Consider the following 13,172-nt stretch of genomic DNA (forward strand, 5'->3'; position numbering starts at 1 on the left):
CCATGTCTGAAACGCGCTCCCCGGTGCTCGTCGTCGGCGGCGGCCTCGGCGGTGTCGCCGCCGCGCTCACCGCCGCGCGGCTCGGCCTGCGGGTGATCCTCACCGAGGAGACCGACTGGCTCGGCGGCCAGCTCACCAGCCAGGCCGTCCCGCCGGACGAGCATCCGTGGATCGAGTCCAGGTACGCCTCGGCCGGTTATCGCCGCCTGCGGCGTACCATCCGCGACTACTACCGCCGCGCGTACCCGCTGCTCCCCGAGGTCGCCGCGCAGCCGCTGCTCAACCCGGGGCTGGGGGTGGTCAGCCCGCTGTGCCACGAGCCGCGGGCGGCGCTGGCCGCGATCGAGGAACTGCTCGCGCCACACCGTACGAGCGGCCGCCTCACCGTGCTGCTCCGTCACCGGCCGGTCGCCGTGGCCGCGACGGGCGACCAGGTCGAGGCCGTGACCTTCCACCGGCTCACCGACGACGCGCACGTCACCGTCGCCGCCCACTACGTCATCGACGCCACCGAGCTGGGCGATCTGCTGCCGCTGGCCGGCGTCGAGCATGTCATCGGCGCGGAGGGCGCCGGCGACACCGGTGAGCCGCACGCCCCCGCGGTGGCCGACCCGCTGGACCAGCAGGCCATCTCCTGGTGCTTCCCGCTCGAACACCGGCCGGGTGAGGACCACACGATCGACAGGCCCGGCCGGTACGACCACTGGCGCACGCACGTCCCCCCGTTCTGGCCGGGGCCGCAACTGTCCTGGGTGGACATCGAGCCCATCGATCTGACGCGGCGCGAACGGTCCATCTTCCAGCCCGACGGGCACCTGCCCGGCCGGCACGACCTGTGGCACTACCGGCGCATCGTCGCCGCCTCCCAGCACCGGCCGGGCACCATCGAGCGCGACGTCACGCTGGTCAACTGGCCGCAGATCGACTACTGGGACCTGCCGCTGATCGGGCCCGGCGCGGACCCGGCGGCGGCGCTCGACGGCGCCAAGTCGCTGTCGCTGTCGTTCCTGTACTGGATGCAGACCGAGGCTCCGCGGCCGGACGGCGGCACCGGCTACCCCGGGCTGCGGCTGCGTCCGGACATCGTCGGCACCGCCGACGGCCTGGCCAAGGCGCCCTACATCCGCGAGTCGCGGCGGATCAAGGCCGAGTTCACGGTCCTGGAGCAGCACGTGGGCGTGGAGGCCCGGGGGGCGCTGGCCGGCTCCGAGGTCTTCCACGACGCGGTCGGCATCGGCTCGTACCGCATCGACCTGCATCCCAGCACCGCCGGGCGCACGTACGTGGACGTGGACTGCTATCCGTTCCAGATCCCGCTCGGCGCGCTGCTGCCGCAGCGGGTGGAGAACCTGCTGCCGGCCGGCAAGAACATCGGCACCACCCACATCACCAACGGCGCCTACCGGCTGCACCCCGTCGAGTGGAGCATCGGCGAGGCCGTCGGCGCGCTGGTCGCGCACGCGCTGGAAACCGACCTCCCGCCCCGCAAGATCCGCGCCGACCCGAACCGGCTGGGCGACTTCCAGCGGCTCCTGTCCGGCACGCTCGGCATACCGCTGGCCTGGCCGGACGACATCCGCACCACTCCCTGCGGCCGGGCTCCCGCCGTCCCGCAGCTCGTCGAGGAGTGACCCTCGTGCACACCGACCGCGAAGCGGCCGTCGAGGCCGCACTGGCCGCGCTCGACCTGGACACCAAGGTCACGATCCTCTCCGGGCAGGACATGTGGTCGCTGCCCGCCGTGCCGGAGATCGGCCTGAGGCCGATCGTGATGAGCGACGGGCCGGTCGGCGTACGCGGGACGCACTGGAGCGCCGCCGATCCGGCGATCACCCTGCCCAGCCCGACCGCGCTCGCCGCGACCTGGGATCCCGGCCTGGCCCGCCGGGCCGGACGGCTGCTTGGCCAGGAGGCGCGCCGCAAAGGCGTGGACGTCCTGCTCGCGCCCACCGTCAACCTGCACCGCAGCCCGCTCGGCGGCCGGCACTTCGAGGCGTTCTCCGAGGACCCGCTGCTGACCGGCGTGATCGCGGCGCAGTACGTCGCGGGCGTGCAGGAGCACGGCGTCGCGGCCGTGGTGAAGCACTTCGTCGCCAACGACGCCGAGACCGACCGCTTCACCGTGGACAACCTGGTCTCCGAGCGCGCCCTGCGGGAGCTCTATCTGGCTCCCTTCGAGATCGTCGTGGCCGCCGGAGTGTGGGGCGTCATGGCCGCGTACAACAAGGTCAACGGGGTGCCCATGACCGAGCACGCCCCGCTGCTGCGTGGAGTGCTCAAGGGCGAGTGGGGCTTCGACGGCGTGGTGGTCTCGGACTGGTTCGCCGCCCGCGACACCGAGGCCACCGCCCGCGGCGGGCTGGACGTCGCGATGCCCGCGGCGGGCAGCCCGTGGGGGGAGCGGCTGGCCGCCGCGGTCCGCTCCGGCGCCGTCGAACCCGAGGTCGTCGATGACCAGGTACGCCGGGTGCTGCGCCTGGCCGCACGCGTCGGCGCCCTGTCCGGGGCGCGGCCGGCCGTGGCGGAGAGCGACCGTCCGGCGGCCGTGGACGGGCAGGAACTGGCCCGCGAGATCGCCGCCCGGTCCTTCGTCCTGGCGAGCAACCCGCACGGAGTGCTTCCGCTGGACGCCGCGCGCCTGCGCGGCGTCGCCGTGCTCGGGGCGGCGGCCCGCGACGTGCGCATCCTCGGCGGCGGCAGCGCCACGGTCTTCCCGCCGCACGTGGTCTCGCCCCTGGACGGCCTGACCGCGGCGCTCCCCGGCGGCGTACGGGTCACGTACGCGGTCGGCGCCGACCCGCGTACCACGCTGCCGCCCGCGGCCGGCCCGCAGTGGCGGAACCTCGACGGGGCCACCGGGGTCACCGCCAGGTTCCTGGGCCACGGGGGAGAGGTGCTGGCGGTCGTGAACCTGCCCGACGGAGCGGCGATCTGGCCGGACGTCTCCAGCGCGGTCCCCCCGGCACGTGTCGCCGCGATCGAACTGGCCACCCGGTTCACCCCGGCGACCGGTGGCACGCACCGACTCGGGGTCCGGTGCACCGGCGGCTACACCCTCACCGTCGGCGAGACCGTCGTGACCGGCGTCATCGAGCCCGAGACCGGCGACCTGGCCGTGCTGTCCACCGCCCCGCCCGAGCACCGGCACCTCATCGGCCTCGCCGCGGGCGAACCCGTCGCCGTACGGGTCCACCACCGCATCGACCTGCATCCCGACCAGCCCTTCGTCTCGCTCACGCTCGGTCACGGCGAGCCGGTCGCGACCCCGGACGAGCTGCTGGAGCAGGCCGAACGCGCCGCCGCCGAGGCGGATGTCGCGATCGTCGTCGTCGGCACCACCGAGGAAGCCGAGTCCGAGGGCGTGGACCGCGCCGGACTGGCCCTGCCCGGCCGCCAGGACGAACTCGTCACCCGGGTGGCCGCCGCGAACCCGCGGACGATCGTCGTGGTCAACGCCGGCTCCCCGGTCGAACTGCCGTGGGCCGACCAGGTCGCCGCCGTCCTGCTGACCTGGTTCCCCGGCCAGGAGGCCGGCCACGCCCTCGCCGGCGTCCTCCTCGGCACGACCGAGCCCGGCGGGCGGCTGCCCACCACCTGGCCCATGCGGGCGGCGGACTGCCCGGTCCTGTCCACCACCCCGATCGACGGCGCCCTCGCCTACACCGAGGACGTCTTCATCGGCTACCGCGCCTGGGAGCGTACCGGGACGCGGCCCCGTTACCCGTTCGGGCACGGGCTGGGGTACACGACGTGGACGTACGAGTCGCTGTCCGTCAACGGACGCGAAGCGACGATCACCGTGCGCAACACCGGAACCCGCCCCGGCCGGGAGGTCGTCCAGCTCTACCTCGCCCCCGTGGCCGGCCACCCCTCGCACCCCGGGCGCAGGCTGGCCGGCTTCGCCACCGTCACCGCCGGCCCCGGCCAGGCCGCGACCGTCACGATCGCCCTGCCCGACCGTGCCTTCCAGACCTGGGCCGGATCGTGGCACCCGATCCCCGGTGACCACCTGCTCGAAGCCGGTCCCAGCAGCGCGGACCGCCCGCTGTCCGCGAAGCTCGCGGCATGGTGATCCTCCGTCGCGCCGGCGCGCGGCGGGTGGCGACGCCGTCCGGGAGGCCGGAGCTCTAGGGTTGGGCGGTACGCCGGGACGTCGGGACGTCGGGCCCGGCGAGGCCGGTGAGAGGGGAGTGGGGCGGTGGGAGACGGTACGCGGGCCGGGGTGGCGTCGCTGCGGGCCACCCGGTGGTTCACCGGCGAGCCGGTTCCGACGGGCGAGATCGTGCGGGTGCTGGAGGCGGCGCGGTGGACCGGATCGGCGCGCAACCGCCAGCCGTGGCGGTTCGTCGTCGTCAGGGACCGCGAGCTGCAGCGGAGGCTGAGCCTGCTGGGAGGCTACGCGGGGCATCTGGCCACCGCCCCCGTCGTCGTCCTGCTCGCGATCGATCACGGTACGGGCGGCGAGGACGCGGAGTTCGACGGCGGGCGCGTCGCGCAGAGCCTCATGCTCGCCGCGCACGCCGCCGGCCTGGGGAGCTGCCCGGCCTCGTTCTTCCCGGCCGCCAACGTCGCACGGGCCGGCCGCCTGGCCGGCGTCGAGCCGCCGTGGCGGGTCCGGACGGCGATCTCGCTCGGCTATCCGGCCCCCGCTCCGGAGGGAAGATCCGCCATCCCCACCGGGCGCCTCCCGTTGGACCGCCTGGTCCGCTGGATCGAGCCGTCAACAACGGTTGACGCGGCAGGCTCGTCAACCTACGTTGACACAATGCATCGGGAACGGATCATCGGCCTCGCGGGGGCCCGGCGCGGCGATCTGGACGGCCGCGCATGACGGCCGGCGTACACGGTGACGCGCGGCTCGCGGAGAGGCTGGCCGGACTGCTGGGGCCGCGCCACCCGGTGGCCGCCGCCGCCACCGTCACCTCCGCGGGGGTGACCGTCGCGGCGCGCGGCGCCGCGCTGGACGCCGGCTTCGAGATCGCGTCCATCTCCAAGGGCATCACCGGGATGCTCTACGCCGACGCGCTGGCGCGCGGCGAGGTCGGGCGCGAGACCACCCTCGGCGAGCTGCTGCCGCTCGGTGACGTCCCCGCCGCGCGGGTGACGCTCGACGCCCTCAGCACGCATCGGTCCGGCCTGCCGCGCCTTCCCGCCTCGGCGCAGCCGCTGCGGCGGACCATCGCCCTGTGGCGGCACGGGACGAACCCGTACGGAGAGGACCTGGCCCGGCTCCTCGCCCAGGCCCGGGGGGTCACGGTGGGCAAGCCGGCCGCCCGCTACTCGAACTTCGGGTTCGAACTGCTCGGCCACGCCGTCGCCAGTGCGGCCGGGACCACCTACGCCGAGCTGCTCGCCGGCCGGATCGCCGAGCCGCTCGGGCTCGCCGGCCTGTACGTGCCCGCCGTCCCCGCGCAGTTGCGCGAGACGGCCCTGACCGGCCGGAGCAGGCGAGGACGGCCACGGGAGCCGTGGACGGGCGAGGCGATCGGTCCCGCCGGGGGCATCCGGGCCTCCATCGGGGACATGGCCCGCCTCGCCGCCGCGCTGCTGGACGGCTCGGCCCCCGGAGTCGCCGCGCTCGACCCGGTGGCCCCGTTCGCCGGGCGCTCGCGCATCGGGGCGGGATGGATCACCACGTCCCTGAACGGACGCGACATCACCTGGCACAACGGCGGCTCCGGCGGCTTCCGGTCCTGGCTTGGCCTGGACCGCGCAGCCGGGACCGGCGTGGTCGTCCTGTCGGCCACCTCGGCGTCCGTCGATCGCCACGGCTTCCGGCTGCTGACCGAGGTGACCGGCACCGCCGCGTGACCCCCACGGCGTACCGCTGGCTGCGAGCGGTGCTCAGGCGATGCCGGGGTGGTCCACGAGCTTCAGGCTGCGCCGCCACAGCTCGGCCCGGGCCTGGGTGTCGTACGCCTGGGGGTGCGCCTCGGCGTCGCGGGTGCGGTCGAAGAACCGCCCGGTCGTGGCGGCGAGGGCGGGGTCGGTGACCAGCCGGTAGGTGGCGGCCACGCCGTCCTCGATGCTGTCGATGTGGTAGCCGAGCTCCCGCAGCACCATCTTGGTCGGCATGTACGTCGCCGGGTGCAGGCTGTTCACCGTGACCTCGGAGGCGGGGATCCGGCCGGCCAGTTCGAAGCCCGAGGCGATCTGGGCGAGCTTGCTCTGGCGGTAGGCGCGCATGCCGCTGTAGCCGTGTTCGAGCATCAGGTCGTCGAAGTCGACGGCCTCCTGCCCGATGGACGCGACGTTGACGATGCGGGCCGGGGCCGATGCCCGCAGCAGCGGAAGGAGCTCCAGGGTGAGCAGGAACCCGGCGAGGTAGTTGACCGCGAACCTGAGCTCGTGGCCGTCGGCGCTGGTGCGGCGGTCGCGGCCGTCGGGTTCGCCCGCGCCGATGCCGGCGTTGCTGACGAACACGTCCAGCCGGTCGGTCGCGGCGCGCACTCCGGCCGCGAGGGCGCGTACCTGCGCGAGCGAGGCCAGGTCGGCGAGGACGGTACGCGGCCGGTCCACGCCGTGCTTGGCACGGATCTCCTCGGCCGTCCGGTCCAGCTTCCCCTGGTCGCGGCCGTGCAGGATCAAGGCGGCGCCGTCGGCGGCGAGCCGATTCGCGAGGGCGCGGCCGAGGCCGTCGGTGGCGCCGGTGATGAAGATCGTGCGTGGGCGGGTCACGAGGGCTCCTCAAGGCCGGGTTCGGTGAGCGCGGTGACGAGCTCCTCGACGAGCCGGTCGTCGGGGAGCCGGCGGGTGGCGAGCAGCCGGTACCAGATGGTGCCGAACACGATGTCGGCGATGGCGCCGGGCGACAGGCCCGGCGGCAGCTCCCCGCGGGACCGGGCGCGCTCCAAGACGATCCCGAGCGCGTCGCGGCGGGGCCGCAGGAACGAGGCGCGGAACCGCTCGCCGAACGCGGCGTCGATCTGGGCCTCGGCCATGAGGGCGCGCAGCCCGTCGGCGACCGCCGGCCGGCGGGCCAGGGTGAAACTCGCCTCCAGAAAGGCCCGCAGATCGGCCGCATAGCTCCCGGTGTCGGGGATCGGCACGTACAGCTCGGCCTTGGTGGCCATCGCGTCCATCAGCACGTCGGCTTTGGACGGCCACCACCGGTAGATGGTCTGCTTGCCGGTCCCCGAGCGCGCCGCGATCCCCTCGATCGTCAGACCGGCGTAGCCGACCTCTGCGATCAGCTCGAACGCCGCGGTCAGGATCGCCAGCCGGCTCTCCTCACTGCGCTTGCGGCCCGGTCGGGGCTGGACTGGTCGGTCGCTCATCGCCGCCCATGCTACCGTAAATGAAGACGAGACGTATCGATTCGAAAGGCGTACGGCGGCGGCGCCCGCGGGCGTGAGGCGAACCCGGGACCGAGGCCCCCGTGCACTACCCTGTGCGGGAAATCCTCGAAAGGAGCGGTCACCCCACCGTGCGCGCCAACCCCGTCCTCGTCTTCCGCATGCTCACCCTGGCCGAAGGCTGGTCGTTCGTGGTCCTGCTGGTCTTCGGGTCCCTGCTGAGCCGAATCTCCGACATCGATCTCGTCCGGCCGCTCGGCATCGTGCACGGCGCGCTGTTCGTCGCCCTGGTCGTCTCCCTGCTGACCGTACGCCGCAGGCTCGGCTGGGGCCCCGGCGCCACGTTCCTCGCCTTCCTCGCCGGCCTGCTCCCGCTCACCCCGTTCCTCTTCCACCGCCTCAAGCGGGACGAACTCCTCCGCGCCGAACAGGCCGCGACCCCCTGAGACCGGTCGCGTCGCGCCCAGGGCGCAGCCGACCAGCCCGGAGCCGGTCGGTTGCCATCGCTCAGCCGGCGATCTGGGAGGTGACGCGCTGGATGGCCTTGACGGCGACATCGGGCTGGTCGACGTAGATGTAGTGCTCGCTGTCGGTGGCCGTGCTCAGCTTGCTGCGGCTGGACAGCGCCAGCCACTTGCGCTGGCCCGCGGACCACGCCTTCTCCAGGCGCGGGCCGTACTCCGGCACGGCCGCCAGATACTGCTTGCCGTGCTGGATCACCTCCACCGGGATGTCCCCGGCGGAACGGACCTTCCCGTCGGGGATGACGAGCTTCTCCGGGTTGTTCCCCTGGAGCACCGCGAGGTTCTGGGCGCGCAACTCCGCGGCCGGGCCGGTGGCGGACTCGGGGATCGCCGTGGTGATGTCGGCGGTCATGGTGGGGGAGGTGGCGTCCATCAGCACCACCCCCTTGACCCTGTCCTGGTGGCCGGGGGCGTACCTGGCGGCGATCAGGCCGCCCAGGGAGTGCCCGGCCAGGACGACCGGGGCGTCACCGGCGACGCGGTCCAGGACCCCGGTCAGGATCTTCCCGGTGGCGGTGAAGTCCTGGGGGGCGTCGGGCTGGTCGCTGGCGCCCGCGCCGAGGCGGTCGTAGGCGCAGACCCGGTTCTTCTCGCTCAGGGTCTTCTGGAGGGCGGCCATCTTGTCCAGGCCGTCGCCCGCTCCGGGCAGCAGGACGATGACCGGCCGGTCGCCGGCCGGGTCGCCGGAGCAGGAGACGTTCACCGAGCTGCCCGCGACATCGATCTTCTGGGTTCCGGAGATCAGGTCGGCGTCGGCTTCGGGGGTGGCCGGGGCGAGCGGGTCCCAGTTCTCCAGGGAGCCGCCTGAGCAGGCGGTGAGAGCCCCGCCGGCCACGGCGCAGCACAGCGCGATCGCGACGGTCCTGTTCATCTTGCGCGGCATTATGTCCTCCGGTGAGCGGATCGAGGTCGGGTCGGTTTCCCCGGTGGGGTGGTGGGGTGCCGCCGTGGCGACGACGAGAACGCTACGGAATCGGCGGTGCCGGAATCGTCACCGTGCGGTGGACATTCGCCGGTAGCTCGCACGGGGGACAAGCGCGCCGGCCCATCAAAGGGACTGGCACGCCTCACGCCGTTCGCGTCCGCCTGGGCGATGTGGTGGTCCGGACACCGAGATGCCGCCCCGGCCGCTAGGCTCGCCCGGTGATGGATCTTCGCCGGATCCGGGACCTGTGGTGGCGGTCTGACGTCATGGTCCGGGATTTTCCGTTGGCGCTGCTGCTGACCGTCGTGTCGCTCCTGCCGGAGTTCCAGGGCAACGGGACGCAGCTCAGCGATCTGCCGGCCCGCCCCCACGACGCGCTGGCCGTCGCGGTGATCGCCCTGGAGAGCCTCCCGCTCACCGTGCGCCGGCGGTGGCCGGCCGTCAGCCTGGTCCTGGTGTCGCTGGGTTTCGCCCTGGACCAGCTCTTCACCTACCACGCGGTGGCGGGCACCGCGCTGCCCATCGCGCTCGTGAGCGCGGGCGCCCACCTGGAACGGCACCGGCGCGTCACCGTGCTCCTGCTGTCCGCGGCGTACCTGCCGCTGGTGGTCGCGCTCGACCGGCTCGGCTCGAACGAAGGGCCGGCGGACCTCGCGCTGTTCTACCTGGCGCTGGTCCTCGCGTGGGCCATCGGGGCCTGGCTGCGCTCCACCCGGGCCGCCGAGGCCGAACGCCGCCGCCACATCGCCCAGGCCACCCGCGCCGCCGAACGCACCCGCATCGCCCGCGAGCTCCACGACGTCGTCACCCACCACGTGACCGCCATGGTCGTGCAGGCCGAGGCGGCGCGCTACCTGACCGCCGCGCCCGAACGCCTCGACGCCGCCCTGAGCGCGGTCACCGACACCGGCCGGCGGGCCATCTCCGACCTGCGGCACCTGCTCGACCTGCTCAACCCCGACCACGACACCGACGTCAGCACGCCGTCCACCGCCGATTTGCGCACGCTCGTGGAGCAGACGCGCCAGGCTGGGCAGCCGGTGGAGTACACCGAGGAGGGCGAGTCGGCGGGGTCGTCCGGCAGCGCCGAGTTCGTGGCCTACAGGATCGTGCAAGAATCTCTGACAAACGCCCTTAAATACGCCCACGGCAGCCGTACCGTAGTCCGCGTGCGTCATGGCGAAAAGGAGATCAGCGTGGAGGTCGGCACCGACGGTTCCGGCCAGCGGACCGGCTCTCTTGGCGGGAGCGGGCGGGGCCTGGCCGGGCTCCGGGAGCGGGTCGAGGCCCTGGACGGCGAGTTCAGCGCCGACCGGCAGGCCGACGGCGGCTTCGTCGTACGGGCCCGCATCCCCACCGGGAGCTCGTTGTGACCGCGCCGACCCGGGTCCTGGTCTGCGACGACCAGGCGCTGATCCGCACCGGGTTCGCCACGATCATCGACGCGCAGCCCGACCTGGAGGTGGTGGGCGAGTGCGGCGACGGACAGGCCGCGGTCGATCTCGCCCACCGGCTGAAGCCGGACATCGTGGTGATGGACGTGCGGATGCCGGTGCTCGACGGCATCGAGGCGACCCGCCGGCTCGCCGGCTCCGGGGTCGAGCATCCCGTCAAGGTGCTCGTGGTGACGACGTTCAACCTGGACGAGTACGTCTACGAGGCGCTGCGCGCGGGGGCGAGCGGCTTCCTGCTCAAGGACGCTCCGCCGGCGCAACTGCTGCACGGCATCCGCACCGTCGCCACCGGCGCCGCGCTGCTGGCGCCCGAGGTCACGCGGCAGCTCGTCGGCAAGTACGCGGCCCGGATCCGTCCCCCCGAGAGCGCACCAGACGACCACGCGCTGACCCCGCGCGAGCTGGAGGTGCTGCGGCTCATCGCCGACGGCCGGTCCAACAGCGAGATCGCCGGGACTCTGGTGATCAGCCAGGAGACCGTCAAGACGTACGTCTCGCGCATCCTCACCAAGCTCGACCTGCGTGACCGCGTGCAGGCTGTCGTCTACGCCTACCGCAACGGCCTGGTGACCTGAGACCGCGCGGCCAGGGCGGTCAGGTGAGCTTGAGCAGCAGTTCGGTGAGCTCGGCGGGCATGGTGATCATGCAGTCGTGCCCCGTCGGCAGTTCCCACACCTGTGCCGGGCTGCCGTTGGGCTGTGTCGCCGGGACGGGCCGCCGCTCGATGCCCTCCGGTACGCCGGCGACGCAGTGGATGTGCGTCCGCGGAATCCTGCGCAGGGCCGGGTTGTCCAGCCGGACCGGTTGCCGGAAGCAGAGCACCGGCTGATCCGACAACATCGTCCGCAGCCACGCCACGTCCGCCGGGTCGGTGACCCCGAACAGGCCCAGGGGCGGCGGCAGCTCGGGCATCGGCGGGACCCGCCAGCCGGCCCCGGACTCCGCGGCGCGGTCGATGAGGTCCTGGGTCATGGGGTGGACATCGACCGCGCTCTCGCCGTCCTCCGGGACCATCGCGTCGAGATAGACCAGATGGGCGATCCGATCCGGGACCCGGTTGGCGGTGGACGAGATGACCAGCCCGGCGTAGCTGTGGCCCACCAGGACCACGTCGGTCAGGTCCTCCTCGATGATCAGCGTGACGATGTCGTCCACGTGCGTGTCGAGCCCCACCTCGGGGCCGAGCAGATGCGCCTTGTCGCCGAGGCCGGTCAGCGACGGCGCGAGCACCCGGTGCCCGGCCGATGCCAGCAACGGGACCACCCGCTCCCAGCACCGCCCGCTGTGCCAGGCCCCGTGTACCAGCAGAAATGTTGACATGGTGCAGCTCCTTGTTCGCGGAAGGGACCGCCGGCCGATATCGCCGGCGTTCGTCGCGGAAGCCAGGTTTCCGCTCGCCCGCCGACGGAGGCAGAGCCCCCGCGATCCTGGGGGTGACAGGACCAGGCACGCGCGGAAGCGCGGGAACTACAGTGGGGCCATGAGCGGCGACCTCAACCTTCTGGGCGATTACATACGCGCCCGCCGGGAGCTCGTCACTCCGGAACAGGCCGGCATCCCTTCCGCGGGCGTACGGCGCGTGCCCGGCCTGCGCCGGGAGGAGGTCGCGATGCTCGCCGGCATCAGCGCCGACTACTACCTGCGCCTGGAGCAGGGCCGCGACCGCAACCCCTCCGCGCAGGTCCTGGAGTCCCTCGCCCGCGTGCTGCTGCTCGACGACGACGCGACGGCCTACCTGCTACGCCTCGGGGCGGGAAGACCCCGGCGGCGACGGCGGCCCCGGAAGGAGACCGTTCCTCCCGGCGTCGCCAAGCTCGTCGCCACGCTCCCGCTCCCCGCGTACGTGGAGGACCGCTACTTCGACGTCCTCGCCGCCAACGCGCTCGCGACCGCTCTGTCGCCGCGACTCGCGGCCGGGGGCAACCGCCTGCGCGACGTGTTCCTCGACCCGGCCGAGCAGGCTCTCTACCCCGACTGGGAGGACGCCGCGCAGGGCATGGTCGCCGGCTTCCGCGAGTCCGTCGGCACCGACACGGACGACCCCCGGTTCATCGAACTCGTCGGCGAGCTCTCCCTCGCCAGCCCTCTCTTCAGCAGGCTCTGGGCCCGCCACGACGTCAACACGTGCGAAGGCACGCCCAAGCACATCGACCACCCCCAGGTCGGTGGCCTGTGGTTGAACCGCGAGAGGTTGGGCGTCAGCGGCGCGACGGGTCAGACGCTCGTCGTCCTCCACCCCGACCCCGGCACCGACAGCGCCGACAAGCTGGCGCTCCTCGCGTCCATCGTGCGGACATGACCCCGGCCCGTGGCGGCGAGGACGGCGCCGTCAGGGCGTGCGCCGTCGCGCCGGTCACGGTCCTTCGGCGGCGTCGCGTTGTTCCAGGAGCCGGATCATGCAGTCCAGGGCCTGGCCGGGGCGGGGGGAGCCGGGGTCGAGCATCTGCTCGATCTCCAGGCCGGTGACCGTCGCGACGATCAAGGTGGCCAGCTCGTCGGAGCCGGTGTGCTCGCGCAGGACCTGCGCGGCCAGGTCGCGCCAGCCGGTGGCGGCGCGCTGCTGGAAACCGGGGAAGCGGTCGGGATGACGCCCGGCCAAGACCAGGAGCTCCAGCCATAGCCGCATGTAGCTGTGGGCGCCGGGTGCGCGGGTGCTCTCCCAGTAGCGCCGCAGCAGCTCGCCGGGCGAGGCGCCGCCGGGGCCCTCGGCGAGCCGCCGGATCTGCTCGCGCATCTCGGTCTCGACGTGCTCGACGATCGCGGCCAGCAGCCCTTCTCTGCGGCCGAAGTGGTAGGTCAGCGTGTACGTGCTGAAGCCCAGCGCGGTGGCCAGCTCGGCCAGCGAGAGGTCGTCCAGCCCTCGCTCGGCGGCCACGCGGACGGCGGCGGTGAGGATCTCCTCGCGGCGGCCGGGCTGGGGCGGTCGCCCGACGGGCCTTCTCATCTGCTCTGACATCTCGCGTCCAGCGTAGGA

Annotated in this window: 13 protein-coding genes; 8 read left to right on the plus strand and 5 right to left on the minus strand. The window is 73.4% G+C overall.

The genetic code is table 11. The features are described from left to right. Positions 1-2: 2 nt before the first annotated feature. The 4 genes from HNP84_RS05315 to HNP84_RS05330 all read left to right on the plus strand — a co-directional run bounded on the left by HNP84_RS05315 (position 3) and on the right by HNP84_RS05330 (position 5,811). Positions 3-1,631 (plus strand): FAD-dependent oxidoreductase, encoded by a 1,629-nt coding sequence (locus HNP84_RS05315; RefSeq protein ID WP_185048221.1) that lies wholly within the window; start codon positions 3-5, stop codon positions 1,629-1,631. Between the two features lie 5 nt (positions 1,632-1,636). After that, complete coding sequence (locus tag HNP84_RS05320; protein ID WP_312923844.1) at positions 1,637-4,072, plus strand: beta-glucosidase family protein; 2,436 nt, start codon at positions 1,637-1,639, stop codon at positions 4,070-4,072. A 126-nt stretch (positions 4,073-4,198) separates the two neighbouring features. Then, on the plus strand, positions 4,199-4,831 hold the full coding sequence (locus tag HNP84_RS05325) for a nitroreductase family protein (RefSeq protein ID WP_185048222.1): 633 nt from the start codon (positions 4,199-4,201) through the stop codon (positions 4,829-4,831). Then, a complete protein-coding gene (locus HNP84_RS05330) occupies positions 4,828-5,811 on the plus strand; it encodes a serine hydrolase domain-containing protein (RefSeq protein ID WP_185048223.1) in 984 nt (327 codons plus the stop codon). The genes HNP84_RS05325 and HNP84_RS05330 overlap by 4 nt, the downstream gene beginning before the upstream one ends. A gap of 33 nt (positions 5,812-5,844) precedes the next feature. Here the strand turns inward: HNP84_RS05330 and HNP84_RS05335 are convergent, their stop codons facing one another. Both HNP84_RS05335 and HNP84_RS05340 read right to left on the minus strand, forming a co-directional pair. Next, positions 5,845-6,678 carry an SDR family NAD(P)-dependent oxidoreductase gene (locus HNP84_RS05335; protein ID WP_185048224.1) on the minus strand — a complete coding sequence of 278 codons (834 nt, stop codon included), beginning with the start codon at positions 6,676-6,678 and terminating at the stop codon, positions 5,845-5,847. Then, a complete protein-coding gene (locus HNP84_RS05340; RefSeq protein ID WP_185048225.1) occupies positions 6,675-7,277 on the minus strand; it encodes a TetR/AcrR family transcriptional regulator in 603 nt (200 codons plus the stop codon). Before HNP84_RS05340 ends, HNP84_RS05335 begins: the two co-directional genes overlap by 4 nt. 149 nt (positions 7,278-7,426) lie before the next feature. On the opposite strand from HNP84_RS05340, the gene HNP84_RS05345 reads away from it, so the two are divergent. Continuing rightward, the gene (locus tag HNP84_RS05345) at positions 7,427-7,741 is read left to right on the plus strand and encodes a DUF3817 domain-containing protein (protein WP_185048226.1); all 315 of its coding nucleotides are present in this window, start codon (positions 7,427-7,429) and stop codon (positions 7,739-7,741) included. 61 nt (positions 7,742-7,802) lie between these two features. Here HNP84_RS05345 and HNP84_RS05350 read toward each other — a convergent pair whose 3' ends face one another. Further along, positions 7,803-8,690: an alpha/beta fold hydrolase gene (locus HNP84_RS05350; protein ID WP_246517811.1), complete on the minus strand. Its 888-nt coding sequence runs from the start codon at positions 8,688-8,690 to the stop codon at positions 7,803-7,805. 272 nt (positions 8,691-8,962) lie between these two features. Between HNP84_RS05350 and HNP84_RS05355 the strand changes: the two genes are divergently transcribed. Continuing rightward, entirely contained in the window at positions 8,963-10,117 is a 1,155-nt protein-coding gene (locus tag HNP84_RS05355; protein WP_312923852.1) for a sensor histidine kinase, read from the plus strand. Next, positions 10,114-10,773: a response regulator gene (locus HNP84_RS05360; protein WP_185048228.1), complete on the plus strand. Its 660-nt coding sequence runs from the start codon at positions 10,114-10,116 to the stop codon at positions 10,771-10,773. The genes HNP84_RS05355 and HNP84_RS05360 overlap by 4 nt, the downstream gene beginning before the upstream one ends. Before the next feature lie 19 nt (positions 10,774-10,792). On the opposite strand, the gene HNP84_RS05365 is transcribed toward HNP84_RS05360, so the two are convergent. Then, positions 10,793-11,518: an alpha/beta fold hydrolase gene (locus tag HNP84_RS05365; RefSeq protein ID WP_185048229.1), complete on the minus strand. Its 726-nt coding sequence runs from the start codon at positions 11,516-11,518 to the stop codon at positions 10,793-10,795. Positions 11,519-11,678: 160 nt separating this feature from the next. Between HNP84_RS05365 and HNP84_RS05370 the strand changes: the two genes are divergently transcribed. Then, on the plus strand, positions 11,679-12,497 hold the full coding sequence (locus tag HNP84_RS05370) for a helix-turn-helix domain-containing protein (protein ID WP_185048230.1): 819 nt from the start codon (positions 11,679-11,681) through the stop codon (positions 12,495-12,497). Between the two features lie 54 nt (positions 12,498-12,551). Here the strand turns inward: HNP84_RS05370 and HNP84_RS05375 are convergent, their stop codons facing one another. After that, on the minus strand, positions 12,552-13,142 hold the full coding sequence (locus tag HNP84_RS05375; RefSeq protein ID WP_185048231.1) for a TetR/AcrR family transcriptional regulator: 591 nt from the start codon (positions 13,140-13,142) through the stop codon (positions 12,552-12,554). Positions 13,143-13,172 lie beyond the last annotated feature (30 nt).

The sequence above is a fragment of the Thermocatellispora tengchongensis genome, from assembly GCF_014202315.1.
GTDB lineage: Bacteria > Actinomycetota > Actinomycetes > Streptosporangiales > Streptosporangiaceae > Thermocatellispora > Thermocatellispora tengchongensis.